This is a genomic window from Phaeobacter sp. B1627 (genome assembly GCF_006265095.1).
Lineage (GTDB): Bacteria > Pseudomonadota > Alphaproteobacteria > Rhodobacterales > Rhodobacteraceae > Epibacterium.
Genome location: NZ_VCNK01000036.1, coordinates 21,452 through 48,316, shown reverse-complemented (window position 1 = coordinate 48,316; position 26,865 = coordinate 21,452). Strand labels below are relative to the sequence as shown.

At 59.8% G+C, this 26,865-nt stretch carries 24 protein-coding genes, 2 pseudogenes and 1 other annotated feature; of the genes and pseudogenes, 15 read left to right on the top strand and 11 right to left on the bottom strand.

The window, feature by feature from the left end:
- The first annotated feature begins 226 nt into the window (after window positions 1-226).
- The 4 genes from FGE21_RS17350 (at window position 227) to FGE21_RS17335 (ending at window position 4,936) form a co-directional block, all read left to right on the top strand.
- Complete coding sequence (locus FGE21_RS17350) at window positions 227-2,074, top strand: amidohydrolase (RefSeq protein WP_139664678.1); 1,848 nt, start codon at window positions 227-229, stop codon at window positions 2,072-2,074.
- A 106-nt stretch (window positions 2,075-2,180) separates the two neighbouring features.
- Window positions 2,181-3,344 (top strand): carbohydrate porin, encoded by a 1,164-nt coding sequence (locus tag FGE21_RS17345; RefSeq protein ID WP_139664677.1) that lies wholly within the window; start codon window positions 2,181-2,183, stop codon window positions 3,342-3,344.
- A gap of 274 nt (window positions 3,345-3,618) precedes the next feature.
- A complete protein-coding gene (locus tag FGE21_RS17340; RefSeq protein WP_139664676.1) occupies window positions 3,619-3,813 on the top strand; it encodes a hypothetical protein in 195 nt (64 codons plus the stop codon).
- An 85-nt stretch (window positions 3,814-3,898) separates the two neighbouring features.
- On the top strand, window positions 3,899-4,936 hold the full coding sequence (locus FGE21_RS17335) for an AI-2E family transporter (protein WP_139664675.1): 1,038 nt from the start codon (window positions 3,899-3,901) through the stop codon (window positions 4,934-4,936).
- A 34-nt stretch (window positions 4,937-4,970) separates the two neighbouring features.
- Here the strand turns inward: FGE21_RS17335 and gltS are convergent, their stop codons facing one another.
- Window positions 4,971-6,191 (bottom strand): sodium/glutamate symporter, encoded by a 1,221-nt coding sequence (gene gltS, locus FGE21_RS17330; protein ID WP_139664674.1) that lies wholly within the window; start codon window positions 6,189-6,191, stop codon window positions 4,971-4,973.
- 113 nt (window positions 6,192-6,304) lie between these two features.
- Window positions 6,305-6,577: a hypothetical protein gene (locus tag FGE21_RS17325; protein WP_139664673.1), complete on the bottom strand. Its 273-nt coding sequence runs from the start codon at window positions 6,575-6,577 to the stop codon at window positions 6,305-6,307.
- A 31-nt stretch (window positions 6,578-6,608) separates the two neighbouring features.
- Between FGE21_RS17325 and FGE21_RS17320 the strand changes: the two genes are divergently transcribed.
- From FGE21_RS17320 to FGE21_RS17305, 4 genes and pseudogenes are all read left to right on the top strand, one after another.
- On the top strand, window positions 6,609-6,896 hold the full coding sequence (locus tag FGE21_RS17320) for an amidase family protein (RefSeq protein WP_139664672.1): 288 nt from the start codon (window positions 6,609-6,611) through the stop codon (window positions 6,894-6,896).
- A gap of 332 nt (window positions 6,897-7,228) precedes the next feature.
- A complete protein-coding gene (locus tag FGE21_RS17315) occupies window positions 7,229-8,896 on the top strand; it encodes an alpha/beta-hydrolase family protein (RefSeq protein ID WP_139664671.1) in 1,668 nt (555 codons plus the stop codon).
- A gap of 53 nt (window positions 8,897-8,949) precedes the next feature.
- Window positions 8,950-9,231, top strand: coding sequence for a hypothetical protein (locus tag FGE21_RS17310; RefSeq protein ID WP_139664670.1), 282 nt, complete (start codon window positions 8,950-8,952; stop codon window positions 9,229-9,231).
- A gap of 194 nt (window positions 9,232-9,425) precedes the next feature.
- A pseudogene (locus FGE21_RS17305) lies at window positions 9,426-10,146 on the top strand (integrase core domain-containing protein).
- A 109-nt stretch (window positions 10,147-10,255) separates the two neighbouring features.
- On the opposite strand, the gene FGE21_RS17300 reads toward FGE21_RS17305, so the two are convergent.
- The 4 genes from FGE21_RS17300 to FGE21_RS17285 all read right to left on the bottom strand — a co-directional run bounded on the left by FGE21_RS17300 (window position 10,256) and on the right by FGE21_RS17285 (window position 16,543).
- Window positions 10,256-11,986, bottom strand: coding sequence for an amidohydrolase (locus tag FGE21_RS17300; RefSeq protein ID WP_255731638.1), 1,731 nt, complete (start codon window positions 11,984-11,986; stop codon window positions 10,256-10,258).
- A 568-nt stretch (window positions 11,987-12,554) separates the two neighbouring features.
- The gene (locus FGE21_RS17295) at window positions 12,555-13,934 is read right to left on the bottom strand and encodes a S8/S53 family peptidase (RefSeq protein ID WP_139664668.1); all 1,380 of its coding nucleotides are present in this window, start codon (window positions 13,932-13,934) and stop codon (window positions 12,555-12,557) included.
- Complete coding sequence (locus tag FGE21_RS17290; protein WP_139664667.1) at window positions 13,934-14,806, bottom strand: phosphatase PAP2 family protein; 873 nt, start codon at window positions 14,804-14,806, stop codon at window positions 13,934-13,936. Before FGE21_RS17290 ends, FGE21_RS17295 begins: the two co-directional genes overlap by 1 nt.
- Before the next feature lie 12 nt (window positions 14,807-14,818).
- Window positions 14,819-16,543: a tetratricopeptide repeat protein gene (locus tag FGE21_RS17285; RefSeq protein WP_139664666.1), complete on the bottom strand. Its 1,725-nt coding sequence runs from the start codon at window positions 16,541-16,543 to the stop codon at window positions 14,819-14,821.
- Window positions 16,544-16,974: 431 nt separating this feature from the next.
- On the opposite strand from FGE21_RS17285, the gene FGE21_RS17280 reads away from it, so the two are divergent.
- Window positions 16,975-17,649 (top strand): response regulator transcription factor, encoded by a 675-nt coding sequence (locus FGE21_RS17280; protein ID WP_139664665.1) that lies wholly within the window; start codon window positions 16,975-16,977, stop codon window positions 17,647-17,649.
- 112 nt (window positions 17,650-17,761) lie between these two features.
- On the opposite strand, the gene FGE21_RS17275 is transcribed toward FGE21_RS17280, so the two are convergent.
- The 3 genes from FGE21_RS17275 to FGE21_RS17265 all read right to left on the bottom strand — a co-directional run bounded on the left by FGE21_RS17275 (window position 17,762) and on the right by FGE21_RS17265 (window position 20,226).
- Window positions 17,762-19,435, bottom strand: coding sequence for a S8 family peptidase (locus tag FGE21_RS17275; RefSeq protein ID WP_139664664.1), 1,674 nt, complete (start codon window positions 19,433-19,435; stop codon window positions 17,762-17,764).
- 11 nt (window positions 19,436-19,446) lie between these two features.
- Window positions 19,447-19,716, bottom strand: a complete 270-nt coding sequence (locus tag FGE21_RS17270) for a hypothetical protein (protein WP_139664663.1) — start codon at window positions 19,714-19,716, stop codon at window positions 19,447-19,449.
- 93 nt (window positions 19,717-19,809) lie between these two features.
- Window positions 19,810-20,226: a hypothetical protein gene (locus tag FGE21_RS17265; RefSeq protein ID WP_139664662.1), complete on the bottom strand. Its 417-nt coding sequence runs from the start codon at window positions 20,224-20,226 to the stop codon at window positions 19,810-19,812.
- Between the two features lie 271 nt (window positions 20,227-20,497).
- Between FGE21_RS17265 and FGE21_RS17260 the strand changes: the two are divergent.
- Window positions 20,498-20,634, top strand: a pseudogene (locus FGE21_RS17260) (IS3 family transposase); the annotation flags it as partial.
- Window positions 20,575-20,714 (top strand) — a sequence feature (AL1L pseudoknot). (Overlaps the previous pseudogene by 60 nt.)
- On the opposite strand, the gene FGE21_RS17255 reads toward FGE21_RS17260, so the two are convergent.
- Entirely contained in the window at window positions 20,681-21,061 is a 381-nt protein-coding gene (locus FGE21_RS17255) for a carboxymuconolactone decarboxylase family protein (protein WP_139664661.1), read from the bottom strand. Its footprint overlaps the feature before it by 34 nt.
- A gap of 76 nt (window positions 21,062-21,137) precedes the next feature.
- Entirely contained in the window at window positions 21,138-21,887 is a 750-nt protein-coding gene (locus tag FGE21_RS17250) for a GntR family transcriptional regulator (RefSeq protein ID WP_370285784.1), read from the bottom strand.
- 55 nt (window positions 21,888-21,942) lie between these two features.
- Here FGE21_RS17250 and FGE21_RS17245 point away from each other — a divergent pair, with 55 nt between their 5' ends.
- From FGE21_RS17245 to FGE21_RS17225, 5 genes are read left to right on the top strand one after another with little or no spacing between them, the layout of a single operon-like run.
- Entirely contained in the window at window positions 21,943-22,545 is a 603-nt protein-coding gene (locus tag FGE21_RS17245) for an amino acid synthesis family protein (protein ID WP_139664660.1), read from the top strand.
- Window positions 22,517-23,329, top strand: coding sequence for an alpha/beta fold hydrolase (locus tag FGE21_RS17240; RefSeq protein WP_139664659.1), 813 nt, complete (start codon window positions 22,517-22,519; stop codon window positions 23,327-23,329). The genes FGE21_RS17245 and FGE21_RS17240 overlap by 29 nt, the downstream gene beginning before the upstream one ends.
- Entirely contained in the window at window positions 23,326-24,234 is a 909-nt protein-coding gene (locus tag FGE21_RS17235) for a flavin reductase family protein (protein ID WP_139664658.1), read from the top strand. Before FGE21_RS17240 ends, FGE21_RS17235 begins: the two co-directional genes overlap by 4 nt.
- 10 nt (window positions 24,235-24,244) lie before the next feature.
- On the top strand, window positions 24,245-25,282 hold the full coding sequence (locus FGE21_RS17230) for an LLM class flavin-dependent oxidoreductase (protein ID WP_139664657.1): 1,038 nt from the start codon (window positions 24,245-24,247) through the stop codon (window positions 25,280-25,282).
- Between the two features lie 9 nt (window positions 25,283-25,291).
- Entirely contained in the window at window positions 25,292-26,758 is a 1,467-nt protein-coding gene (locus FGE21_RS17225) for an aldehyde dehydrogenase (protein WP_139664656.1), read from the top strand.
- The last annotated feature ends 107 nt before the right edge of the window (window positions 26,759-26,865 follow it).

Here is a 26,865-nt window from a genome sequence, read left to right as displayed (position 1 = left end):
TCGCGGGCCTTGCGGAAGGTCTCAGGGGGCGATTACATCATCAGAGCCGGATTCATCGACATCACCTCAATCCGTCTTTGGTTCCGCCATTTGCCAATGTGACCTGGAAAACTTCCCCGGAAGGGCAAATTGTGCGGTAAGAATGGAAAAATTCCGTCTACAATATCATTTGTGGCACATATTCATTATTGCCTCGGAAACTGGACTAGTGACTGGGAGGATTGCGATGAAAAGGGAAACTTACGGCTGCCCTTGCTGCAGTGGACTGCTCGACCGGGTTTTTCAGGAAAACAAAGAGGTCCGCGACCTGAAGTCCAAAGCCGAAAGCGGCGGAGGCTGGTCCTGTAACTGGGGCATTGACTGGGGCATCGTAGGGCGCCGGGATTTCCTCAAGGGTGGTGCTGCCACCGCCGGGCTTGCGGCCATGCTTCCCGAACCGGCGCGGGCACAGGACCAATCCACCACGATCTTCACCAACGGCACGGTGCTGACGGTGGATGACGATTTCGCGGAGGTGGACGCGATTGCCATTCGCGGCAACCGCATTCTGGCCGTGGGCACCGAAGGCGAAGTTCGCGCTGTCGCGGGTGACGGTGCCAGGGTTGTTGATCTCGAAGGCAAGACCATGCTGCCGGGCTTCATCGATGCGCACACGCATGTCGTCACTGGCAGCGTTGTCGATGCCATCATGGACTATGTCGGCATGATCCGGTTCCGGACCTCGGACGAGGTGCTGGATCACATCCGCGCGCGCGTGGCCGAAACGCCGGCCGGGGAATGGCTGGTGTTCCGCAACTTTGACCCCGCGGTGCAGGACGGGCTGGATGCCTTGACCTTCGCAGACCTTGACCCGATCTCGACCGATCATCCGATCTTTGTACTGAACGCCTCGGGTCACCTGGCCTATGCAAATTCGGCGGCGTTCGCGGCCGCAGGCATCCCGGCAGACATCGAAAATCCGCCGGGGGCCGAATTTGTCCGCGACGCCGATGGCACTCTGAACGGCACGATGAAGAACAACATCTCCTACCTTCGGGTTCTCGGGGCCTACCCCGCGCTGGCTGAAGCCCAGCCGCTGGAGGCGCTGATCGCGCTGTTGGAGAAATGGAGCGCGCTCGGCCTGACCACGATCAGCGAATTGAGCCTCGGCGCGCTGACCCAGTCGCCCGCCGATGCCGAAGTGCTGGCTGCCGCGTCGCAAAGCGGCCGCCTGGCGGCGCGTATCCGCGCCTATCCGCTTTTCAGTATCGGGGCGGAAAACTGGGATGACGGCGGCGTAAGCCAGGGCGATGGCGACGCCATGGCGCGCATCGCGGGGTACAAGCTGATCGCCGATGGGTCGAACCAGGGGTTCACCGGGCTTCAGCGCGACCCCTACCTGAACAGCGAGGATCGCGGGCTTGCCTATCTCGAGCCTGATGAACTGACCAGACTGGCGATGGAGCGGGCCGAAAAAGGCTGGCATCTCGCACTGCACGGCAATGGCGATGCGGCCATCGACAACATCCTGAACACCTGCGAGGCCCTGCGCGACGCAGGCATCGACATGTCCCGGGTCCGCGCGCGGATCGAACATTGTTCGATCCTGCACGATGACCAGATTGCCCGCATGAAGGAATTGGGTGTCTCGGCCAGCTTCCTGATCGGTCATGTCCACTACTGGGGCGTGGCCCTGCGCGACGAGGTCTTTGGCGAGGAGAAAGTCCAGCTTCTTGACCGCTGCCGCAGCGTCGAAGAAGCCGGGGTCGGCTTTACGCTGCACTCGGACTTCATGGTGATCGACCCGGACCCGTTGCACATGATCGAGATGGCCGTGACGCGCACGACCTGGAAGGAACCGGACTATGTGCTTGCGCCGCAGGAAACGATCCCGGTTGAATCGGCGATCCGCGCCTTGACGTCCGAAGCCGCCTGGCAGCTGTTCTCGGATCATGAGGTCGGCAGCCTGGAGGCCGGTAAATATGCCGACATGGTGATCCTCGACAAGGATCCGCGCGACGTCGTCCCGAACGAGATCAGGACCATCAAGGTGCTGGAAACCTGGATGGACGGGCGGCAGACCTTTGTCGCCTGAGCAAGACCGCGACACCCGGATCGTTTCCGAGTGCCGCGTTGCGACAAACGCAGGTTGAGCGTCCGAAGAATGCCCGAACCTGACGATACCACGAAAGGTTTCGAATATGCGAAAATCGATCGGCGGGTTGATCGCCACCCTTCTTGTCACCCCGGCGGCGGCGCTTGCCCAGTCGGACGATGTGCAACTGCGGTTCCGCGCGACGCTTTACGCGGACAGCGCGGTGTCCGGAGATGCCGACGGCGCCATCCAGTTCAGCGGACGGCTCGATGGGTTCCTGACCTGGAGCAATGTCTGGGCGGGCGCGACGCTCAGCGCACAGCTTGAGGTTGCCGGGGGTGACGACATCACCGAGCTGAAATCGGGCCTTGCATGGCCGTCGAACGTCTATTCCATCGCGCCACGCGCGTTGGCGGATACCAACGCGACCCTGTCGGTGAACTTGACCCAGGAACTCTCGCCGTCCACGCGCCTGAGCATCGGCAAGTTCAGCGCAACCGAAATGGCACGCGGGACCCCGCTGGCCGGAGGCGGAGACCTCGGCGGTTTCCTCTATACCGGCATCGCCGCGACACCCAGCCTCGTTTTTCCGCCCTACGCGCTTGGCGCTTTGCTTTCGGTCACGACCGATCCGGTGAATTACAGCCTGTTCATCTACGACGCGCGCAACGCGCAGGGCAGCGATTTCTGGAAAAAGCCGTTTTCCGAAGGCATCGTGTACAACGCTTCGGCCACCTACAAGACAACAATCGGCAATCTTCCCGGGTTTTACACCCTGAACGTCGCGCACAGCACCGCGGAAGCCACCGATCTGGACAGCCTGCTGCTGCCTCCCGATGCCGCGGATTTCGCGAGCACCACGCGCGGGATAACCTATGTCGCCTTGAAATTTCAGCAGTACCTGTCCGTCGACCCAACCACGCCGGGCGGCGGCTGGGGTATCTTCGGACAGATCGGCATCGGCGACGGAAACCCCCACCTGCTGGATGCCAATTACGTTCTCGGGGTTGGCGGTACATCCCCGATCCAGGGCAGGGGGCGTGATCGCTGGGGGATCGCACTGTCCTATACGGATTGGTCGCGTGCCTTGATCGATGCGTTGAACGCCAATAACCTGGATCTCGACGATGAATACGGAATGGAGGCGTTTTACGAGGCCGAGATCACCGACAGCCTGCGTGTGGGAGTCAACGCGATCTACCTTGACCCGGCGACGCCGACGGCGAAGGAGTACGTGCAAATTGGCATGCGGCTGCGTATATCATTCTGATGCCGGGGGCCTTCGGTGTCCCTGCCCCCTGCCGGGACTGTTTCTGCGTGTCGGTCTACCGGCAATCTGTCACGCAGGGTGGTCCTCAAGGCCGCTGCGTGGGCCGACCTTTGACCTCACCGCGCGATGAGCCCCTTGGGTCAGCAACGCTCTTGTGATCAAACGGAGCAGTCTCTTTCGCGCGGACGGGGACGCAATCGGGAAGTTTCCCGCAAACCATTCCTTGCAGGCGCGCTTCAACGTTGGCGCTAATATCCAGAGGCAAGAGACGAACATGTGGCTTTCTCCCAATATGACCATCGTCCTGCTGGCGGTGATCTGGCTGGCAACGGTATATCTGGCTTTGCTTGTCGCAAGGACGGAAAGGGGCAAGCGAGATAACCGCTGGCGCCATATCGTGATGATGGTGGTTCTCGTGCTGGCCGCAACGTTGTTGGCTTTGGACCAGTGGGTTTATGACATCCTCTGACGTCCGCCTCGGTCATGGACTGTCCGGGAACCGCCGACAATTGCCACGCGGCACGAGATGATGGCCAAGCCGCAGGGAGCACGGAATGAGGATTGAAAAGGCGACGCATGCCCTGGCGCTGTGTATCATGGTTGTCTGGCTGTTGTGGATCGGCCAGACGATCATGTTGCCGTTGGTTTACGCGATCATCGCATTGTACCTGATTTTTGGGGTCACCACCGCCCTGTGCCGCATTCCGTTTCTGGACCGCATCCCCAAGACGCTTTTGCGGCTGCTGGTGCTGCTGGCGATCACAGTCGGCTTTCTGGTGCTGTTCATCTTCATTGGGTCCAGCGTCGCGCGGGTCGTCGATGCACTGCCCGGTTATGAACGAAACTTCGATGTGCTGATCGGCAAGATCGCCCATACGTTCGGATTTGACGGCACGCCCAGCTGGGAGCGGGTGCGAGACTCCACAATCGGGCAGATTGACGTCTTTGTGATCCTGATGCCGTTTCTCAACGGGCTCAAGGATCTGGGCGTCACGCTGTTTCTGGTGAGTATTTACGCGGTCTTCGTCTTTGCGGAACGCATCCATTTCTCGGAAAAGCTCGAGCGGGCGATCGGGGATGCGGGAAAGGCCCGCAAGATCATGTCCCTGCTCGACCGGATAAACGATCGGGTAGGCCAGTATCTGCTGGTCAAGACATTGATCAACCTGATCCTCGGCACGCTCTCTTTCGTGGTGATGTATGTGATCGGAATTGAGTTCGCTCTTTTTTGGGCGGTGCTTATCGGCGTTCTGAACTACATCCCGTATATCGGTTCATGGATTGCCGTGGTGTTTCCGGTGTTGCTGAGCCTGGTGCAGTCGGCGTCCATTGAACTGGCTCTGATCACGCTTGTGTCCTTGATTACCGTTCAAGTCTACATCGGCAATTTCCTTGAACCGCGCCTCATGGGGCGCGCCTTCAACCTCAGCCCGCTGGTCGTTCTGGTGTCGCTTGCCTTTTGGGGGGCGCTTTGGAATATCGCCGGTGCCGTTCTGGCAATCCCCTTCACCGTCAGCCTGATGATCGTTCTTGCCGAACTTCCGGCGACGCGACCGATTGTCATCATGCTTTCGGCACGCGGGCAGATCTGAAAACGGGCGCACGGGCGGGCGGCACGACCGGGGGTCAGCCAGCGGCGAGGAAGATTGTCCACTGTATTATGATCGCATTGGCAATATCGGCAAAGAATGCCGAGACCAGTGGCAGGACGATGAAGGCAAGCGGCGACGGTCCGTATCGTTGGGTGACGGCGGTCATGTTGGCGATGGCCGTCGGCGTCGCACCCAGCGCGAAGCCTGCAAAGCCCGCTGACAGGACGGCGGCGAAATAGTCCCGGCCGAGACTGCGGAACACAACAAAGACCGTGAACGCGACTGCCAGCACCAGTTGCAGGAAAATCGTCACAAAGAGGAGCGCGAAACTGGTGGAGAGCGCCCAGAGCTCCATGCTCATCAGCGACATGGACAGAAAGACGGAGAGGCTGAACTCTGAGACGACGGCCAGCGTTGTCGATCCAGCGGGCGACGTCGCGCGGCGGACAATGCGGGGTGCGAGGTTCGACAGGGCGATCCCGCACAGCAGGCACGGCAGGAACACTGGCACCCTGACATGCATCGTTTCGAGCGCCTCGAACACGGCAAGGCCGCAAAAGATCGCAACGTGGAGCCAGAGGATCACATGCATCAGGGACACATGCGTCACGCGGTCAGGCTCCGAGGCGTCGGGCTCGGCTGCGGTGTCGATCGGCAATTCCGGCGGGGATCTGAGCGCGTTGCGCTCGATCAGCGTCTTGGCGATGGGCCCGCCGATGAGGCTTGCCAGAACCAGACCCAAGGTGGCGGTGGCAACGCCAATTTCCGCCGCGCCGGGGACGTTGAACTGCGTGAGGATCGATGGCCCCCATGCGATTGCCGTTCCGTGACCGCCGACAAGCGAGGCGGTGCCAAGCATGATGCCAGCGGGGGGCGGGTAGTCAAACAGGGTGGCACCGATGACGCCGACAGCGGATTGGCAGACCATGAACAGAACCGTCAGGGCAAGCAGGATTGCCAGCGGACGCCCCCCGCGAAGCAGGTCGCCGATGCGCGCGTTCAATCCTACCGCCGTGAAGAAATAGACCAGGAGCGCATCACGGCCCGCCAGGTCATAGGCGATCTCCCGGCCCGTGATCAGGTAGATCCCAAGCGCCCCGATGGCGGCAAATAAGCCGCCGCTCACGGATTCAGGAATGCTGTATGTCGCCAGCAGCGGGATCTTGCGCGTGAGCTTTGCGCCGACGAAATAGGTCACGATCCCAAGCGTCAGCGCCGTGAACGCGGAAATCGGTATGATTTGTGGGTCCGTCATTCGAACCTGTTAGACGGTTGGATCCGGCAAGGAAAGTCTACATTCGGGGTTTGGCGCGTCCAGTTCAGGAAGGTCGAGATTCCCGTGCCCTGAGATTAGATCCTGTTTCCAAGCTAGAGCGTGGCCCCCCTGTCCGAATACCGCAAGCCGACGTCGAGCGGGCGCCTGTCAACGTATTTGACCCGCAGCAATGCTCCCAAATCGGTGTTGTCCTTCAAGTCGTAGTCGATTCCGATCAGGGCCTGGGTGCCTGCGTGCAACGTGTCGATCTCGCCGTCGAGGAGGGGGGATCTGGGTGTCAGCCGTGCAAAGCCAAGTCCGATACCGGCACCGGCATAGGGGGGCAATTTTCCGAAATCGTAGCGCCTGGTGAGGTTGAAGAACACGGTCGTGACGCGGCATCGGTGCCCAGATCGAATGTCACGCGATCGCTGCCCTGGGTCAGCGGAAACGATCGTCAACGACTCCGTGATCGACTTTCTTCACGAGGGTCTTTCCTTCACCGCATCTGTCAACGTCTCCGGCCACGCGGCCATGTCGGTGCCGCTGAACTGGGATCCTGAGAGCGGGCTGCCCGTCGGTTCGATGTTCCAGGCTGCGACGGGCAACGACAGGATGCTCTACGAGTTGGCCTTCGAACTGCAGCAGGCACGCCCACGGAAGCACCGCTGGGCACCCTATTCCTGCACATACATACCGGTCTGAACCATGTCGGATCGCGTTGCCAACGGCAGGCCAGGTGGCACTGCGACAATCGCCAGCACTGGAACGCGTGTTGGCAACGCTCGGGGGAAACCGCGATTTGCCGCTGTAGGGACAGACGGGCTGGACAGGTCCCGTGTGTCGCAAGCAGCCAGGACTGGCTAGGGCGTCTCTGGCTTGATAACAGTCATGTATTCCTTCGGCGGGCCGGAGCGATGTTTGCGCGGAACAGCGCGTTCAGCCCGCTGGAGGACTTCGATTGAACCGAACGCGCTCCGGGCTTGTCGCCCGGACCGATCGTACCGCTGCGTGTCGGCCACAAGGGCAACCTCCGGATGACAAAACGTTTCTTTTCGCGACTCCTCGGGCCAATCTCCGTGCCGTGTCTTCTGCTCGGTCTTGTCTTTTTCGCGGCTTCCTTGACGCCCTCGCTCATTCCGCGCGGGCCCGAAGTGCAGGGTGTGCTCGGCGGGCTGGTCACGGCTCTTGGGTATCTGTCGGGAAAAATCGTCGGCCTCGTCGCGCGCGCCGCCGACCTGCCGCGTTTGCCGCGCGCGCTGGCGCGGATACTGACCTGGGTCTTCTCGGCTGTGATCATCGCGCTTTTCCTCTGGGTGCTGGCCTACAGTCTGACCTGGCAGAACGATCTTCGCCTGAAGATGCAGATGGCGCCGGCTGACGCTTTGCAAATCGTCCGTATCGTGACCATTGCGATTGCGACATTCGCGGTGGCCTTTGGCCTTGGGCGGCTTGTCGCCTCGCTGTTCCGGCTGATCCGGGGCCAGTTCTATCGGGTGATGCCGCCTCGGAGGGCCAATGTCCTGGGCGTGATCGCGGTGGTGCTGATCCTCTTTCTGGTCACCCGCGACGGCATTCTCGACCGGGTCGTCACCGCCCTGGACGAAAGCTACGAGGCCGCGCAGGCGCTGTTCGACGACGCCCCGCCACCGCCGACAGAGCCGCGCATGACCGGAAGCGCGGCGTCTCTTGTCGACTGGACGGCAATCGGAAAGCCGGGCCGGGAGTTCATCACCTCGGGACCTGATGCCAAAGACATCGCGGCCTTCTCGGGACGGCCCGCGCTGGACCCGATTCGCGTGTATGTCGGCCGGGCCAACGCAGAATCGCCCCGGGACCGTGCAGAACTGGCGCTGGCCGAGCTTCGCCGCCTCGGCGCCTTCGACCGCGCGGTGCTGATCATTGCAAGTCCAACCGGAACGGGCTGGATGGACCCGGGATCGCATGATCCGGTCGAGTACATGCACAACGGCGACATCGCGACCGTCGCCGTGCAGTATTCCTATCTGCAGTCGCCGCTGGCGCTGCTTCTCGAAACCAATACCGGCCTCGAGCAGGCCATCGCACTTCAGGACGTCGTGCACGGATACTGGAAAACGCTGCCAGAGGACGCGCGGCCGCGCCTTTACGTGCACGGGCTCAGCCTCGGGGCCTGGTCGTCGATGTACGCGACCAATATCTTTCGCCTGCTGGACGATCCGATCGATGGCGCCTTCTGGGTTGGTCCGCCGTTTCCGTCGAGTTTCTGGAATTACGTCCAGAACCAGCGCAATCCCGGCAGCCCCTGGGTTCTGCCGCAGATCGGAGACGGCTCGCTGGTGCGCTATGCCTCGCGCACCAGCGATGCTTCTGCGGCGCCTGCCGACTGGGGTCCCATGCGCATCGTCATCTTGCAGTATTCCAGCGATCCGATCGTATTCTACGACCCCAGGTCACTTTGGCGCCCGCCCGAATGGATGCGCGACCCGGCCGCCGATGACATGTCGGAGCATTTGTTCTTCATGCCCATCGTGACGCAGTTCCAACTGGCTTTGGACCTGGCGTTGTCCTTTGGATCGCCGCCCGGCTACGGGCATGCCTACTACGCACAGAGTTACATCGTCCCATGGGCGCAGGTCACCGACCCCCTGGGTTGGACGAGCGACGCCTCTGATCTGCTGAAGGCACATTGCGACAACGGATTTCAGAACGGCTGCTCGGAATGAGCGCCCGGTACCGCAGGCGCCTAGCCGTGCAGCAATCACCGAAGTCGCCGTGCTTGATGGATGTCTACCAAGTTCAAATGCAAAATTGCCGCCATGTGACCAGCAGGCCTTGCCCATTTCTCAATCCCACAGCGCCAGTTTCTTTCCCGCTCTACCTGCTCCTTGGAATGCCATGCGTGCGCGCTTTGCGAGCGCAGCAGAAAAGACCCACCGGCGAAGAAAAGGCAATCCATGATGATGCAGGGAGCAGCCGTGTTCGTCAACGCAAGGGAGACATCGCATTGATCAACAAACAATCTGCAGCATTGCAATTGCTTTTGGTCGCAAATCACTGAAGCAGCGCTTTCCCCGCTGAAAAGCAGAAAGGGTTTCGTGGTGCTGACCTTCCCACCCGGTATCCGGGCCATTGCGAACTGGCATTTTCCACCTTTGAATGCACGAAGGAGGAAGACTCATGACGCGGAAGCGTTTCACAGAGTTGGAATGGGACCGTGGCCCCAGCGAGGCCGCGTAAGCCCATGTAAACGAGATCATCAGTGTGGCGAAGGAGAGCGAGGCAGGCGCGAAGACGGATGACATCTGCCGGCGCCACGGCATCAGCTCAGCGACCTTCTACAGTTGGCGCAAAAAGTACGGTGGCTTTGAGGCTGGCGACGTCAGGCGTCTGAGGGCCTTGGAAGTGGAGAACGCCAAGCTGAAGCGACGAGCTGTGGGCTTTCTGATGGCCGAGCGTGGGTTCAGCGAGCGGCGCGCCTGCCGGATCGTGGGGCTTGCGCGGTCGGTACTGCCCGGGCCAGATTGTTGATGTGTCGATCCCCGGTGCACGCGTGGCACGGTTCCTTGATGACTTGGCGCTGCGCGTTGGCCTTCCGGCGGAGATCATCCTCGACAACGGACCCGAAGGCACCAGCACAGCGCTGTTCGATTGATCCAAGCGGATCGGCGTGCGCCTGCGGTTTATCGAGCCAGGCAGGCCGGTGCAGAACGCCTTTGTGTAGAGTTTCAACGGCAAATTCCGCGACGAGTGCCTGAAGCAGCATTGGTTCCGATCCCTGCGCCATGCGCGCGAGGAAATCGGTCAATGGCGAAACCACTACAACACCAAGCGCCCTCATTCGGCGCTTGGATATCTGTCACCTACGGAGTTTCTGACGAGAACCACCGCGCCAGCGCTTGAGACTCTTGCGGTCTCCACGCTGCCGCTCAACACTCAAACCCAACCGGAGAATTCCAGATCAACCCGGCCCTAATCGCGGGGAAAGTCAGTGTAAGCAACTGTGGCCACTACCCTTCTTTTTTGTCCGTCATGTTTATGGCGTTAAGAAAGAAGCCTCAGCGCACATTGGTTGGGATTACTGATCAGGCGGAATACACCTGCTGTCCGTCCATCCAGGTCTCAAGCACCCTGATGTCCTTGATCCTGTCCGGATCAACGCTGCGCGGGTCTGTGTCGAGGATGACAAAATCGGCCAGTTTTCCGACTTCCAGGCTGCCGACCTCGGTTTCAGAGTTCATCTGATAGGCCGCATTGATGGTCATGGCCCGGATGGCGGTTTCGACCGAAATCCGCTCCTGCGGGGCAAGCACATAGTCCGGCTCTTTCCACAGACGCCGGGTGACGGCCATCTCGATCATGTGAAGCGGCACCGGATCGGTCACCATGAAATCCGAATGAAGCGTGAAGCCTATGCCGGCATCCTCCGCGCTTTTGGCACGGTCAAGCAGTTGCGCCTTGTCCTCGCCAAAGACCTCATCGCGCATGAACTGGCCCCAATAGTAGACGTGGCCGATCAGGAAACTGGCCCCAACGCCGAGGTCACGCATCCTTTGGATTTGATCGTCATGCAGGATGGAGCAGTGCTCGATCCGGGGACGCGCGTCCGACAGGTCGATACCGGCGTCACGGGCGGCCTCGAACGCGTCGAGAATATTGTCGATACCGGCGTCCCCATTGCCGTGGATCGCAATGTGCCACCCCTTGCTTGCGCGGTCGATGACCTCTCCCGTCAGCCAATCCAGGTCCATATAGGCAAGGCCCCGGCTGTCGGTTCCGACATAGGGCTCTCGCTGCAGACCGGTGAACCCCTGGTTCGACCCATCAGCGACCAGCTTGTAGCCCGCGATGCGCGCGATCGGATTGCCATCGCCCATGGAAATCCCGGCGGCATCCCAGGTCTCTGCGCCCATGCTGTAAAAGGGATAGGCCCGGATGCGTGACTTCAAGCGCCCGGTCGAGGCCGCCGCCATCATGATTTGAAAATCGGCGGGTGACTGGGTCAATGCACCATGGCCAAGGTCACTGCAGGTCGTCACGCCCTGTTCGCTCCACTTGTCGAGCAGGCCGATGAAGGCATCGATCGGGTCGGCCTCCGAGAACGCGGGATAGGCCATGACAACCGGGACAAAAGCCACCTGGTTCTTGATGACGCCGGTCAATTTGCCATCGGCGTCACGCACGTATTCGGCCCCCTCCGGATCCTCGGCGTCTTCGCCGATGCCAGCGGCGTTCATGGCCATCCTGTTGGCATAGCCCAGGTGCCCGGACGCGTTGAGAACAAAGATCGGATGTTCGGTCGTGATCGCGTCGAAATCGGCAAAGGTCAGTTCGTCAACGCCCTCCTGCACCGCCGGGTCGAAATTCCGGAAGACCATCCACTCCCCCGCCGGCGTTTCCGCGGCACGTTCGGCAATCCGGGCGAGCACTTCGTCAGTGGTCCGGAAACGCGCCATCCCGATGTATTCCATCGTCGCATCGACGATGGCGCCCGAGATCGGATGCGTATGCGCCTCGCAAAAGCCTGGCAGCATCGTCCGGCCGCCAAGATCGACCACCGCAGCGCCCTGTCCGGCGGCGGCGCGCACATCGGCCTCGGTCCCCACGGCGACGATCGTGTTGCCGGTGATGGCTATGGCTTCAGCCTCCGAGAAATCCTCGTCGACCGTCAGAATCGTACCGCCCGTAAACACCGTCGGTCCTGTAGTCTGTCCTGTAGTCTGGGCGACAGCGCCGCGCGACATGAGGCTGGCCGCGCCGATAACCGCCGCTGCCCCCTTGAGCACGTCGCGTCTGTTGGCAATGCCCGCGATCATCGGAAGCCCCCTGGCAGGATCGGATGCGGCAATTTTTCGGACTGTGCGATTGTTCTTGAACAGATTGCCGAATGCCCCGCTGCAGCAAGAGCAACCATAAACCTCATGTTTCACGCCTTTTCCTCCCAATGGCCCGACCAACCTTTCAAAAGGTCACACACGCATTGCGAAATTACAATTTTTTTAGGTCGGGGGGCGGATACATCATCAAAGCCGGGCACCCCAAAAATCCTTCGGGAAGGGGGTGAATTAAATAAACGATGGTCAGCAAATATACTGTGTGCCCCAATTCTCAGCTACGAGATTCGCAGCCCAGTCAGCACGTGCCCCCCGGGCCCCTTCGCGCGGCCGCCGATCAGAGGCGGGCGGATCTTGGGATTCAGCACTTCAGACCTCCCCGCCAAGGGAAATTTGGCGGAAAGTTCTATCCAAAGACGAGAACGTTTTCAGGAGGCAGAGCACTCGCGCAAAGCGCTGCCTTCAAATGCAGGAATACCAAGTCACACGCTTGCGGGAGGAGCGAAAATGGCGCGGCGCGTGCGGTTTGATAACCTCACGCGCCTTCGATTTAAGTGTCGGGAAAGCTGGGGGCGCCAGACCAGCAAGGCACGCCAAAGGGCATATCACACCCTTGTTGTTCATGGCTCTTCGACAGGAGCCAGGATTTGGCTGCATTCCCCGAATTGGTCGGGTACTCACCCATGGAGCGCCCCAGTGACATGAAGCCTGCCACCAGTGCGGACGCGGCGGACGTCCCCCCGAACCGGCTGAAATAGGAGCCATATTCCCGCATCTCGCCAGTTTGCGGCATACCGACAAAAGTGCTGCCCGAGTAGCCGGCAGGACCAGGGACATCGGTACTGATTACATCAAAACTAGAGAACTTGTCATTGTCGTTGCTGACCGGCACGCCGATGGGGTCGTATTCGGAATTCTGTTCATCAAGCCGCACCTGACTGGCGTCAAAGGCTTCGGCGTCGTTGCTCGGGGCGAAGACAGTGATGTTCTGGCGCCCCGAGTAGCTGCTGGGAAAGCCTTTGGCATTGACCGCGCCGACCGAAATGATGCCGTTGTGATCCGTGGCAAGATTGGCCGGGTAGATCGCGCCTTCTTCATTCGCGTTGCCCGCAGCACAGACGACGGGGCGGTTTTGGGATACATTGACGATCAACTGGGCCAGTTCGCTCCACATTTCATCCTGAATTGGCGAAGCCGCGACCTGACGGACGAGATCCCTGACGCTTTGATCGCCCAGCATCACGTCTCCCAGTTCAGGGATCATGCGGCTGGGGTCCGAGATGGTGCGCGGCAACAGGACGACGTCGGCCTGAATCAATTCCGCGTAGAGGAAGGCGAGAATCATGCCCTCGGGCTCCGGGTCAAAATTGGTGGAGATCTGGACGATTTCACACGTCGGGTCGACACCGGTATAGGGCAGCGCAAGCGAGGCCGTCCGGCCGGACGACAGGCGCTGTTCTGTTATGCAGGGGCGGGCGCCCACAAGACCGGCAATACAGGTGCCATGACCGGAGAAATCCGGCCGCACGCAGGGTTGGACCCTGTTGTGACGGGCGGCAGAACCGCTGGACAGCCTGTCAATGAACTCTGTCAAAATGCGGACTGTATGCGGCAGGCCATCGGCGATATTGGTGTCCCAATTCAGATCGAGCGCATCGAGTGCGCCGCGATATGGAAAGGACCCCAGGCGCGCTGAGAAGAAATCAATCGTCAACTCTGTGTTGATCGTGTTTTTCAGATTGGGGTGTTCCACTGCAACGGAGGTATCGATCACCGCCACCCGCGTGGGCTTCACGGGTGGCCTGGGCGACCAGTCCAGCGGCGCATGCCGAGCGTCCAGAACGCCCAAGGTTTGCAAGTGCCACAGCGCGTCGTAATCCGGATAGTTCCCTTGTCCGGTTGCGACGATATCCTGTTCATATTTTCCCATCAGAGCCACTCCGCCTGGGCTGCGAGCATTTGCTCTTTGCAGACTGTTTCAAGAACCGGCGCGACCATACGGGCCAGTTGATACCCCGCCTGCGTATCGCAAGCGTAGTGCAATCCGGCCCATTCGCGGTTTTCCGCAATCCGCCGCGCACTGTTGAACAACTCGGAGCTGGCCGGGTGTTCCGGCACGATCCGCGAGAACAAAAATGCGATCGAAAACGATTGGAAGGAGTGGTTCGACGGATAGGATTGATGCGGCGGATTGGGCAGGACTGGACGCAGGCGCGGTTCAATCTGGTTGGGACGCAGAACGTTGTAGCGATCCTTATAGCGCAGGCCAATTTCGTCGGTCAGGGCCAGGATAAGATAGAACAGAGTTTCGGTGGCGCCGTAGCTGCCGAGTTCTTCGACCCCCAAGGGGCGCAGATAGCCGGAGAGTTCGATAGCTGCCTCGCGCAAGATTTCTGTTTCACGACTGGCCTCCTGCGGTGTCGCACGCAATGCTTGCTTGACCAGCAGATCGAGCGCCTGCCTGCGCAGCCCTTCGGCGTTCGGCGGCAACGGCAAAGGCAGATCTTGCCATTCGGAGCGTAGATCATGCAACCGTTCGCGTTCTTTCCACGGCTCCTGCGGCGCTGCGCTCGTCCCGATGTCAAGCGACCGGTTCCGATTTCTGTTCCTGTTGCGATTTCTGTTCCGATTGCGGTTTCTGTTCCTGTTGCGATTGCGGTTCAGAGACAAGAGCGACAATGCCGCGCCTCCGGCTGCCGCCGTGTCAGGATTGTCAACCGGCGCTTCGGTCTGACCGTCAAGGCGCAGGCCAGTGGATGTCACAGTGAACCTGTGCTGGGTCAAAATCTCTTCAATATCCAATGTCGTCTCCCTTTATGTAAATTTTTTGATTGTTGAAATCAGGTCGGTTTCAGTGCCTTTCTGAACAAGGCGGAAACGGGTTTTCTGGATCTCTGGGTCAGCAAAATCGGGATCGCGTTTCAACAACGCCGCATAGGTGCTGCGGGCCTCTTCCTCGCGGTCGGTTTTTGAGAGGTTTACAAGCAGATATCGCATGGCTGCCGCAAAATTTGGTTGTTTGCGCAAAGCGTTCCGGCTGGATGCGATGGCCAGCTGATTGCGGCCGAGCATCGTCGAGGTCATCGCTAGTGTGGTGTCATAGCTGTAGCTGAGCGGGCTGAAACTGCCCAGATAGACCGCGCGCTCGGCCGCTTTGTGGGCCGCTTCGTAATCGCCCACATACATGCGGTTGAGCGCATAGTGATCCCACACAAACGCCTGGTTGGGGTTGAGCCGCAGTGCCTTGTCCAGAAGATCACTGGCCAGCCCATGTTCATGGAACACATAGCCCATCGCATGCGCCAGGCAGGCAAGCGAGATGGAATTGAACGGGTTACCGCTCAGAGCGCCACGGGCCAGATCACTTGTGGCGTTCACGTCATCAGACTGAAGCCTGCCAAGGTTTTCCCCCACTTTAAAACTGGCCGCATAGGCGCGCATAGCATCGAATAGACCCGATGAGGCAGTATCTGCGTGGTTGCGAAGCATGGCTTCGGCGTTTTCCAGGGCGCGATCGTCAAGCCGGAACATCATGTTCAGCGCCGACATGGCGGCCACAATTGGCTTGGGCTGTTCCGCCAATTCGGTTGTCTGACGCTGTTCGAAATGGCGCGAGATACGGTCGACGTTCTGGTTGATGAACCCCGCCAGCACATAGCTGTCAAAGTTCAGGGCCTCGTCGACGCTTGTCTGAATGGATTGGCTCCACTCCAGAGACATGTTCCTGGCCGAGTAGAGGAAGAAGGTCAATGTCAGGGTATGGCGGATCTGCAGCGCCCGAACCCGGAGCAAATGATCCGTGTTGCCGGAGCCTACGAGCCCGTCGGACGGGCCGCTGGTATCGCGCAAGTCGTAGATGTCCAGCGGGTGCAACTCTCTGAGGTTTTTGACGATCCCCTCGACAAGGTGGTCGGCGACAAAGGCGGTATCGGCATCGCAACCTTGCTGGATATTCGGCAGCACCCCCACACGCAGCCGGGGCTCCGGGATCGTTTCGGCAAAGAGTGCCGCCTGTGGCAGGCTGCGCGCGGCAGAAGCCGTGGACAGGTCCGTGATTTGCGCGAAGAGGTCCGTCGCGCGGTTGTGCCAGGCCTGACGTTCGAGCAGCAACCAGTCTTCGAATTCTTCGTCCGCCACATCGATCCCTTCGAGCAGGTCGGTGTCCGGCGTGATCCTCAGCGCTGTCAGCGTGTTTGGATCTGTCTCGACGTTGCGGATGTCGATCCAGACCGCATCGCGCCTCAGCATGATGGCGTGCCGATCCACTTCGAGCATGGCATCGAACAGCCCGCCAAGATCACGGCGCAGCTCGAAGAGCAGTTGCCGCAGGCTTGTGGAGGATTTGCGTTCGCAACTTTCGCTCCAGAGTTTGTCGCGCAACCAGACCCTTGTGCGTTGGCAACGGGGTGCCAGCGCCAGAAGAGCCAGAAGCGCACAGGCCTTCTTGCTGCGGGGCGTGACCGAATTTCCGGCCCCGTCAGTCAGCCTGAGCGGTCCGATTACAAAAAGCCTCGCAACGGTCTGTGTTGGCGCTGTCATGCCCTGATTATGTGGAGAAACTGGTGCATTTGGAAGAGAAGAGGGACTAACGTGCGCCCTCGTGCTCGCAGCGCCGGATCCATGTGTTGATGGAAAATCGGGCTGCGAAAAGGACGGCTTTCCACTTGCGTCTAAGGCGTATTCAAAATGTTCTGTGTTCAAAAGCATTTTCCACTTCCCGTCCAAATGCAGGAATCACTTTGCCAAGGCTGCCGTTAGTGAAGCGTTAACGTTTCCCGGCCAGCCGCGTTACGTGATGGCCAAAGGCGCAGTTGCGGGACCGTCTGTGTCGCGCACTGGCTTGAGCTTTCAGTTTGTTTTTCCCGCTCGACCTCGAAAGCTCACGCTGAGGAAGCTTTACGGCGGACTAACGCGGCTCCGCCATCATGGCTGTGTTTTAAAATTTTGCATTTTCAACGGGGGACCGCACCATGAAGGTTTTATTGGTGTCTAGAAATTCGTTTTTCACATCGGCTTTGGGCGCAGTGCTGGAGCAGGATGGCATTCGCTTTGCCGTCTCAGTCGAGGATTTTCTGACGCTTTGCAGGTGCGGGGGCAACGCCTCGGGCGCGGCAGATGTGCTTGTGGTGGATATGGGCGAGGGGCTGTCGGAGGTGGTTTTTCGCGCGTTGTCAAAGTTGCATCAGGACAAACCCCGGTTGCGGTCCTTGCTGGTGGTTCCGGGGTTTGACGCGGCGCAGTTGGCCCGGATCTTTGCCTGCGGACCTGCAGGCTGCGTTCAGTCCTGCGCGCCGCTGTCGACGTTCCCACAGTATATCCGGCTGGCTGCCGAAGGTCAGCGGGTGCTGCCGGACGGGGCGGCGGATGTCCTGCATCGGCTTGTGCAAAGCACCCGGCCGCTGGCCAGTTTGCGGGCGATCCAGACCGGTTTGACGCAACGCGAAACCCAAGTCCTGGGTCAGTTGCTGCGCGGAGCGCCCAACAAAGAGATCGCCCACGCACTGAGCGTGCCGCTCACCACAGTGAAGAGTGATGTGAAATCCATTATGCAAAAGACAGGTGCCGCGAACCGCACGGCGCTGGCAGTATCGGCGGTTCAGGCGGGATTGGGAAAGGCAGAACAGTCCACGTTGCATTATGCCTGACATTATATCTGGGCGATACGGCACAGCTGAACGAGGCTACGATCCCAAATTCAAGACTCCGCAAGGTTTCACCCTGCGGAGTCTGTAATGTTTGCAGCCTTGGGGTGATTTCTCAGGCTTGTTCCTTGATCAGTTTGGCCGCATCCAGCGCCTTTTGGATCAGGTCGGCCACCGTATCGAGGCCAGTGTCCTCCACAGGTGCCGGCGTCTCGCCACCGCCAGGCTGGGGCGCAGGGGGCGTGGTTCCGGTCAAGACAGGCAGGCCGCGTCCCTGAAATTCAGCGGGCAGGCCCAGAGGGCGGGCCGCATTCAAAATCGATTGAAACAATGCCTGAGAGCGGGCATCACTGCGCGGCATCGTTTGGATGTCCGGGTTTTGCGCCAGCAGGACGGCCGCGAGACCGGCGATATGGGGCGAAGCCATGGATGTGCCATCGTTTGCCACATAACTATCGCCTGGCACGGTTGAAATTACCGCGACCCCCGGTCCACAGACATCTATCTCCGGCCCCCGGCAGGTGAAGCCGGCTGCGAAATAGGTGCCGTCCGTACTGGTGTGTTGGGTGATATGTCGGGCGTGGAAGCTGTCTTCGGGGAATGTGCCCTGCTTCCCGATCGCCGCCACGGCCATCACCTCAGGGTAGGCGGCGGGGTACATCACCGGGCCTGCATTATTGCCTGCAGCCGCCACCAGAAGAATTCCCGCTTGCCGCGCCGCCTGCATGCGCTGTTGCAGAAGCGCGCTGGGGTTGGGGCCGCCCAGAGACATGTTGACAACATCAACCTGCAATTCGATGGCTGTATCGATTGCGGCCATCAGCTTGGAGATGCTGGCCCCAGGAAAAACGCGCAGCGCGAAAATATCGACCTTGTCTGCCACACCGCGCATGCCGATGGCATTGTTCAGCGCGCCGATGGTGCCGGCCACATGGGTGCCATGCCCGCTGTCATCGGTCTTCCAGTCCTCTTCCGGATCGCCCCCTTCGGCAAAACCGCGACCACCTGCCGCGACCACATCGGGGTGCCCATCGGCAAATCCACTGTCGATCACTGCGACGCGCACCCGATTGCCTTCGGGCATCACGACATTGCCGACCGCTTCGTTTCCCCACATATCGGCCTGTGGTCCCTCAAGCGAGACCGGCAACGGGCTGAGCCGTACCACGTTGTTTTGCGCTGCGAGTGCCGGGCTTTCAATGACGCGGCTCCAATACCCATTTGCGGGCTTCACACGCAGCTGGGTCAGGCTGTCGAGTGTTTCGCCGAACAGCTTGAGCGTGACCTTGCCCTGAGTGCTGGTCAACTGGCGATCCGACCACAGATCACCGGCAAGATCGACCTGCACCTTTGATAGCGGGGCATCGTTTTCGTCCACCACTTTCAACGTCACTTTCAGCTCGTCACTTTGGGCCGCAAGAGGGCGCGCCATGCTCATTTCGAAAGCGTCAGCGCCGGGGCTGATGGTGAACATCTCAAGGTCGTGATCTTCTTCGATGATCAAGGCTTCGCCATGGCGCGCGCGCAGTTCATCGGCATGGGCCTCTGTCAGCTCGACCTGGAGGGTGTGGATTTGATGGCTGTCCGGGTCGCGCATCGCTTTGAAGGCCAGAGGGGCAGTTGCATCGCCCTCAACGGTTTGGGCCGCGATTTGCACCTGGCGCCGCGTGAGTTCTTCACCGAGAGCTTCCAGATCGACCTCCTGCAAATGGGCGGGCGGGGTCGCTGGCTTCCCAATGATGAATTGACGCGTGGGTTTGCGATCTTTGCGGGATGTGACCTCGTGCATTGCATTATCCTTTAGTCGTTGAGTTGCTGATTGATCTGAGCCAGATCAGTGGCGATCTCCTCAAGGCGCGTCGCGAGGTCGCGCACCGCGTCACGCAATCGGTCTTCACCGGTCGGTTCGGGTTCGGTCAGTTGTTTGACGGTTGCAAAACTGGCCTCAAGCTGGGCAATCAACTGATCGATGGAGGCGTCGTGTGTCAGCGGTTCGGTCTCGGCCGCCTCATGTTCGGCGAGAAACGCATCGATCACTTCTTGATCGCTTGGGAGGATGGGGCGTGTCATTGGGAGCTCCTGTTGGGCATGCCAGCCGTTTTCTGGGTCCAGGCGAAGAGGGCCGCGAGACCATGAGGGAGGGCATGGTCTCGCGGGCGGGCGTTACGTCTTGGTGCAAGCCCGGATGCAGCGATAGGCGTCATAGGCGGCGCGGATCGCGGAGGCATATTTCTTCGCCTTGAAGTACTTCACGGCGGCCAGGACCTTGGGTGCGCATTTGGCGCATTTGCCATAGCGCTTGACCAGACGGACGACGGTGGCGATCAGCTTTTTGGCCTTGTTGCGCAGGAAGCGCCCGATGAACTGAGCATCGTAGTCATTCTCGGCCATCTCGCCGATGGACATCGCCTCGACATCCAGCGTGCTGATCCCTGCGGCGTCCAGTTCAGCGTCCAATTCGGCAAAGGCCTCACCGAATTCGCTGTCCAGTTCTTCCAGGCCGAGGCCCGCGAATTCGGCATCCATGGCCGAAAATTCTGCTTCCATTTCCTGCAATTCGGCGGCTGTGTAATCAGACATTTGATAATCCTCTATCGGTTTGAAAACTGCGCCAGTGTTCTGGCAGAACTGTTTTCGCTCCGGCAAAGGAGAGCCGCGGCTCTCTTTCGAGAATTCCGGGTCTCTTTTGGAAAAGCCCATTCGTCGGTGTCATAGGCTTTTTGCCCACATCCGATTATTTGTTGATCAATTCAATGCTGTAAGTGGAGGTGGCGAGTAGATCTCGTTGTGACTCCAGCGTGGTTGCTGGGATACATGAGCCCACCCCATGCGCGATGGTCTCGCAACCGGGGACCGCGATCGGGCAAAAGCTCTCGAACGTGAGGACCGCGTGCTGCGCCAGGCGAATGAGATATTGCCCAAGACGTCAGCCTGTTTTGCTCAGGCGGAACTCGACCGCCCATTGAAGCGATGATCGCCTTCATTGACGGTCAGGGCGGGCCGGGCGCAGGGCCGCAGCTCCCGCAGGGGGTGATCAATCCTCATCAAAGACCTTTCTGGCTGCCCTGAAACACTCCAACCCCTGCGGGACGCCGCAGTAAATCGCAATGACATGGATGATGGCGCGAATTTCCTCTTTGGAGACACCGTTGTTGATCGCCCCGCGGCAGTGCAATTCCCACTCTGACATCTTTCCCAAAGCGCCGAGCATGGAGAGGTTCATCATTGATCTGGTCTTGGCGTCGATAACGTCATCTCCCCAGCCAAATCCCCAACACCATGCCGTCATCGCTTCCTGAAATGGTTTGGTGAAATCGTCGGCTGCGGCTAGGTTTGTTTCAACATAGTCAGCGCCCAGCGTTGCTTTGCGCTGATCCAGCCCCTTCAGAAACAGATCTTCGTCAAATGTGCCCATAGCGGCGTCCTTCTGGTGAGGGTGCGGTCAAAATGCAGAGCGAGGTCTAAAAGGAGGGGGAGCCGTCCCGTTCCCTTCAGCCATGGTCAACCTCCGCGTCGGAGGTCTGTAAAAACCGGCTGGCGACCTTGGCGGCATCAGCAATGTGATCTTCGACAGCCTGCTGAGCGGCAAGAGGGTCACGGCCCAAAATGGCATCATGGATTGCAACCATATGGCTCATGCCTGAACGTTCGCGGGTGCGGTCCGTGAGGGTGAGCGTGCGCAAGCGGCTGATCCGGCCATTCAATCGCTGGACAATCTCCCAGGCGATGCTGTGGCCCGCCTCTGCAAAAATCAACTCATAGAAATGCGTTGTCGCCTGCAGAAAATCGCGCCATTCCGTATCATGGATTTTACTTTGAAGCGCGGCCAGTGCAGCGGATAGCTTCGGGGCGAAATCGCTCCCGTGCGATTGCGCACAAGCTACAGCAGCAGCCCCTTCGAGTTGGCGCCGGATATCATAAACCTGCTTGGCCTGGTCCCAGCTGAGCGTCGCGACAACTGGCCCTCGGTTCGGGATGATCTCTACCAGCCCCTCGGCCTCAAGATAGCGAATAGTCTCGCGGACCACCGTGCGGCTCACCCCCAGTTGTTCGCACAGCGGACGCTCAACCAAGCGTGCCCCTGGTGCGAATTGCCCGCTTAGAATGGCCTCTCTTAAGCGGTTTTGCACGATATCCCGAAGGGTTTGCGGCGCATTTTCAATTTTTTCGAGCGTTACTTTTGACTGTTCCATAGGCGCGACCATACCCGAATGGTCAAAAATGAACAGCACGATTGACATATTGTATGATGGTATACCATTGTGGTGAAGTTACAGGCGCTATGAAAGATGGTCCATGCCCGCTGAAATCAGAAAAACACTGCTGCACGTCGAAACCACCTTGATTGAAGGTGGCAAGCCTGCCGAAAAACCTTTGAAAATGATCGCGGCGATCGCAGTGATCCGGAACCCCTGGGCGGGCCGCGGGTTTGTCGAAGATCTGTCGCCCGAAATCCGGGATTGCGCTTCTGGCCTTGGGTCTTTGCTGACGGGGATGATCCTGGATGCCGCCGGCGGCGGCGATCAGGTCGAAGGCTACGGCAAAGCAGGGATCGTTGGTCTCAATGGCGAGGTGGAGCATGCCTCGGCGCTGATCCACACTCTCCATTTCGGCAACCACTATCGCAATGCAGTCGGCGCAAAGTCCTATCTGTCCTTCTGCAACACACGCGGGCCTGCGAATGCTCCGCTGATGATCCCTTTGATGGATAAAAACGATGGTGGGCGGCGCTCACATTACCTGACGATCCAAACCGCCGTGGCGGATGCGCCTGCCAGCGACGAAATTTTGATCGCCTTGGGTGCGTCCATCGGCGGGCGCCCACACCACCGGATCGGCGATCGCTATCAGGACCTGAAGGAACTTGGACATGACGTTGACAACCCTGCGTCTATCTAAATCGGGGAATAGCGTTGCCCTGCGCGATCAGGGGGCTGGCGCGCCGGTTGTCTTAATTCACGGTGTCGGGATGCAATCGGCTGCCTGGGGGCCGCAGATCGAGGCGCTCAGCAGGACGCACCGGGTCATAGCGGTGGATATGCCGGGCCACGGCGGGAGCAGCCCACTTTCTCCTGGTAGCGATTTGCGCGCCTTTGTCGCTTGGTGTCATGAGGTTGTGCTGGCTTTGGGCCTCGGGCCCGTCAGCATCGCAGGCCATTCCATGGGCGCGTTGATCGCCGGCGGGTTCGCGGTGGACCACCCTCAGTTGACCACGCGCGTTTGCCTCATCAACGGGGTCTTTCGCCGGGATGCAGCGGCGCGTGATGCGGTTATAGATAGGGCAGATCAGATCCAGGTCGGCAGGTTCGATCCGCAAGCGCCCTTGGCACGCTGGTTTGGTAACAGCGCCTCTGAAATCGCCGCGCGCGATCAGGTGGCCCAGTGGCTAAGTGAGGTTGATCCGGAGGGGTACGCAACGGCCTATGGGGCCTTCGCCCGGGGCGATATGACCTATGCGTCACAGTATTCCCAAATCCAATGCCCTTTTGTCGCGCTCACAGGAAGCGATGACCCTAACTCAACCCCGGCCATGTCCCGCGCCATGGCCGCTGCTGCGTCCGATGGCCAGGCCATTATCGTGGAGGGACACCGCCACATGATGACATTGACCGCGCCAACCATCACGAACACGCATCTGATCGCCTGGTTGACGAGGCCCAATCCGATGAGGGAGCTGCCATGACAGCGCTTGATCCCCGCGCCCTGCGCAGCGCTTTCGGCAGTTTCTTGACGGGCGTGACCGTTGTGACCGCATATGGCAACAGCGGCGAGCCGATCGGCTTTACTGCGAACTCATTTACGTCGGTCTCACTTGAACCGCCGATGGTGTTGGTTTGTTTGGCCAAGACCTCAAGGAACTACAATGCTTTGACATCTGCGGCCGGGTTTGCAGTGAATATTCTGGCCGAAACGCAGATAGAGGTATCCAACAGGTTCGCACGTCCGGCCGAGGACCGATTTGCCACGGTCGACTGGAAAACAGGTCCGCACGGATCGCCGATTATCGCTGGGGTGTCTGCGTGGTTTGATTGTGCAATGCACAAAACGGTCGATGCGGGCGACCACGTCATTTTGATCGGCACTGTAGTGGCATTTGCGCAAACCGCGACCCCCGGTCTGGGATACGCGCGCGGCGCATATGTTACCCCCGCCATGACGGCCGAGGCTTTGGCTCAAAACGGCAATCTGGTCGCCTCTGCGGTGATCGAGCGGAATGGCAGCGTACTGCTGATCGATGATGGCAACGGTGGAATGGCGTTGCCGGAAACGAGTGTCGGCGGCGAGGGCACTACTGCTGCAGTGCAAAGCCTGATCGATGCAGCGGGCCTCACGGGGAAGCCGGGCTTCATCTATTCAATTTTTGAAGACACCGGGCGCAAACGCCAAAATATCGCATTTCTATGCTCTGCTGCACAGGGCACCCCGCGCCAGGGCGTCTTTGTCCCGCTGACCTCGGCCGCTTTGGATGATGTCTCGGATCCGGCAAATCTTGCCATGTTGGAACGCTTGGGCCGGGAGGCCGCCACTGGCCGCTTTGGCATCTACTACGGAAATCAAAACAGCGGCGACGTCCGCGTGATCGCATAGGGGGAGACACATGCGCTTTTCACTTTTTGTCCATATGGAGCGGACCTCTGCCGAGCAGGACCAGCGCGGTCTCTATGATGAATTCATTGCCCTCGCGAAGATCGCAGACGAAGGCGGAATGCACGCAATCTGGACAGGCGAGCATCACGGTATGAATTTCACCATCGCTCCGAACCCCTTTTTGAACCTTGTCGATCTGGCACGCCATACCCGAAATGTGCGCCTTGGGACCGGCACAATCATTGCCCCCTTCTGGCACCCGATTCGATTGGCCGGTGAAGCGGCAATGACGGATATGATTGTAGACGGGCGTCTTGATCTCGGGATTGCGCGCGGTGCCTATAGCTATGAGTACGAGCGCATGATGCCGGGGATGGACGCCTGGGAGGCAGGCCAGCGCATGCGCGAATTGATCCCCGCTGTGCAGGGCCTTTGGAAAGGGGATTACGCGCAGGAAGGCACGTATCATTCCTTTCCGGCGACCACGTCCTCCCCCAAACCACGGCAAGAAAACGGCCCGCCCATCTGGGTTGCGGCACGTGATCCCAACAGCCATGAATTTGCCGTTGCGAACGGCTGTCATGTGCAGGTGACCCCCCTTTGGCAGGGGGATGCCGAGATCATAAACCTGATGGAGACGTTCAAGGCCGCCTGCGCCAAATTCCCCGATAGCGCGCGCCCTGAGATCATGCTGCTGAACCACACCTATATCGCGACGGATGCCGAAGACGCCCGGCGCGCGGCGGAAGAAATCAATCGCTTCTACTGCTATTTCGGCGCATGGTTCAAAAACGAACGGCCCGTATCACAAGGATTGATTGCCGAACTGACAGAGGATGAGATCGCCGCGCACCCCTTCTATTCACCCGAGGCCATGCTGCGCGACAACGTGATTGCCACGCCTGAACAGGCGATTTCCCGGATCAGGGGCTATGCGGATCTTGGGTATGACGAATATTCGTTCTGGATCGACAGCGGGATGAGCTTTGAGCGCAAGAAAGCCTCTCTTGAGCGGTTCATCAACGATGTCATGCCAGCCTTCGCATAAGGAAAATCCATGCAGCAGTTTCAGCAATACATCGGCGGGGCCTTCACGGACGGAAGCGCCCGATTCCAAAGCCGCGATCCCGCGACTGGAGAAGTCTGGGCGATGATGCCCGAGGCGCGGGCCGAGGATGTCAATGCCGCGGTCAAAGCGGCCCAAGACGCGTTTCTTGATCCTGAATGGGCCGGTCTGACGGCCTCTGCGCGGGGCAAATTACTGTACCGTTTGGCTGACCTGATCGCGCAAAATGCCCCGGCCCTGGCCAGGCTCGAGACCCGCGATACCGGCAAGATCATCCGCGAAACCGCCGCCCAGATCGCGTATGTGGCGGAGTACTACCGTTACTATGCGGGGCTCGCCGACAAGATCGAAGGGTCGCATCTGCCCATTGACAAGCCTGATATGGAGGTCTGGCTACGCCGTGAGCCCATTGGTGTTGTCGCCGCGATTGTGCCATGGAATTCGCAACTGTTTCTGTCGGCGGTCAAAATTGGACCGGCCCTGGCCGCAGGTTGTACTGTCGTACTCAAAGCGTCAGAAGAAGGGCCGGCACCGATGCTGGAATTTGCGCGCATATTCGATCAGGCAGGTTTTCCGCCCGGCGTTTTGAACGTTATCACGGGGTTTGGCGCGGACTGCGGCGCGGTGCTGACCGCGCATCCGAAAGTGGATCATGTGGCTTTTACGGGTGGCCCTGATACCGCCCGGCAGATCGTCCGGAATTCGGCGGAAAACCTGGCCTCCACATCCCTTGAGCTGGGTGGCAAGTCGCCGTTCATCGTGTTCGAGGACGCTGATATCGAAAGCGCGGTAAATGCCCAGATCTCGGGCATTTTCGCCGCGACCGGGCAAAGCTGCGTCGCCGGTTCACGATTGATCGTCTCTAACAAAATCAAGGCTGCTTTCCTTGCACGTTTGAAAGAGAAGGCCGAAGCGATCGTGATCGGCGCCCCCGATGACATGTCGACAGAGGTCGGCCCGCTGTGCACCGAGGCCCAGCTGAAGACCGCGGTTGATCTTGTCAAAGCCTCGCAGGACGCGGGCGCCAGGGTGATCACCGGCGGCGCGGCGATTGACCGTGCAGGGCACTATTTCCCGCCGACAATCCTTGATTGCTCTGACGCGCCGACTGCGCCTTGTTTGACGACTGAGTTCTTTGGTCCTGTCTTGTCGGTGCTCGGTTTTGACACCGAAGCCGAAGCCCTGCAGCTCGCCAATGACACTGCGTATGGTCTCGCGTCGGGCGTCTTTACCAAGGATTTGACCAGGGCGCATCGCATGATACGTGGACTTCGCGTTGGCATCGTCTGGGTCAACACATACCGGGCGGTCAGCCCGATCGCGCCTTTTGGCGGGCATGGGTTGTCGGGGCACGGCCGTGAAGGGGGCATCGAGGCCGCGCTAGATTACACCAAGGTCAAGGCGGTTTGGCTGCGGACCAGCGACGCCCCAATCCCCGACCCATTTGTCATGCGGTAGATCAAAGCAAGTTCCCATTTCGCATCAAGATAGCACCAAGCGCGTGCCGGTTGTCTCCACGCGGCGGCCCCCAAATCACAAGGGCCGAGCCTGACGCGCGTCGCCGC

What these genes read in the sequence shown, in the direction of transcription:
- FGE21_RS17350 (WP_139664678.1), top strand. Translation starts at nt 227, where the DNA reads ATGAAAAGGGAAACTTACGGCTGCCCTTGCTGCAGTGGACTGCTCGAC.
- FGE21_RS17345 (WP_139664677.1), top strand. Translation starts at nt 2,181, where the DNA reads ATGCGAAAATCGATCGGCGGGTTGATCGCCACCCTTCTTGTCACCCCG.
- FGE21_RS17340 (WP_139664676.1), top strand. Translation starts at nt 3,619, where the DNA reads ATGTGGCTTTCTCCCAATATGACCATCGTCCTGCTGGCGGTGATCTGG.
- FGE21_RS17335 (WP_139664675.1), top strand. Translation starts at nt 3,899, where the DNA reads ATGAGGATTGAAAAGGCGACGCATGCCCTGGCGCTGTGTATCATGGTT.
- gltS (WP_139664674.1), bottom strand. Translation starts at nt 6,191, where the DNA reads ATGACGGACCCACAAATCATACCGATTTCCGCGTTCACGGCGCTGACG.
- FGE21_RS17320 (WP_139664672.1), top strand. Translation starts at nt 6,609, where the DNA reads ATGTCACGCGATCGCTGCCCTGGGTCAGCGGAAACGATCGTCAACGAC.
- FGE21_RS17315 (WP_139664671.1), top strand. Translation starts at nt 7,229, where the DNA reads ATGACAAAACGTTTCTTTTCGCGACTCCTCGGGCCAATCTCCGTGCCG.
- FGE21_RS17300 (WP_255731638.1), bottom strand. Translation starts at nt 11,986, where the DNA reads ATGATCGCGGGCATTGCCAACAGACGCGACGTGCTCAAGGGGGCAGCG.
- FGE21_RS17295 (WP_139664668.1), bottom strand. Translation starts at nt 13,934, where the DNA reads ATGGGAAAATATGAACAGGATATCGTCGCAACCGGACAAGGGAACTAT.
- FGE21_RS17285 (WP_139664666.1), bottom strand. Translation starts at nt 16,543, where the DNA reads ATGACAGCGCCAACACAGACCGTTGCGAGGCTTTTTGTAATCGGACCG.
- FGE21_RS17280 (WP_139664665.1), top strand. Translation starts at nt 16,975, where the DNA reads ATGAAGGTTTTATTGGTGTCTAGAAATTCGTTTTTCACATCGGCTTTG.
- FGE21_RS17275 (WP_139664664.1), bottom strand. Translation starts at nt 19,435, where the DNA reads ATGCACGAGGTCACATCCCGCAAAGATCGCAAACCCACGCGTCAATTC.
- FGE21_RS17270 (WP_139664663.1), bottom strand. Translation starts at nt 19,716, where the DNA reads ATGACACGCCCCATCCTCCCAAGCGATCAAGAAGTGATCGATGCGTTT.
- FGE21_RS17265 (WP_139664662.1), bottom strand. Translation starts at nt 20,226, where the DNA reads ATGTCTGATTACACAGCCGCCGAATTGCAGGAAATGGAAGCAGAATTT.
- FGE21_RS17255 (WP_139664661.1), bottom strand. Translation starts at nt 21,061, where the DNA reads ATGGGCACATTTGACGAAGATCTGTTTCTGAAGGGGCTGGATCAGCGC.
- FGE21_RS17250 (WP_370285784.1), bottom strand. Translation starts at nt 21,887, where the DNA reads ATGTCAATCGTGCTGTTCATTTTTGACCATTCGGGTATGGTCGCGCCT.
- FGE21_RS17245 (WP_139664660.1), top strand. Translation starts at nt 21,943, where the DNA reads ATGCCCGCTGAAATCAGAAAAACACTGCTGCACGTCGAAACCACCTTG.
- FGE21_RS17240 (WP_139664659.1), top strand. Translation starts at nt 22,517, where the DNA reads ATGACGTTGACAACCCTGCGTCTATCTAAATCGGGGAATAGCGTTGCC.
- FGE21_RS17235 (WP_139664658.1), top strand. Translation starts at nt 23,326, where the DNA reads ATGACAGCGCTTGATCCCCGCGCCCTGCGCAGCGCTTTCGGCAGTTTC.
- FGE21_RS17230 (WP_139664657.1), top strand. Translation starts at nt 24,245, where the DNA reads ATGCGCTTTTCACTTTTTGTCCATATGGAGCGGACCTCTGCCGAGCAG.
- FGE21_RS17225 (WP_139664656.1), top strand. Translation starts at nt 25,292, where the DNA reads ATGCAGCAGTTTCAGCAATACATCGGCGGGGCCTTCACGGACGGAAGC.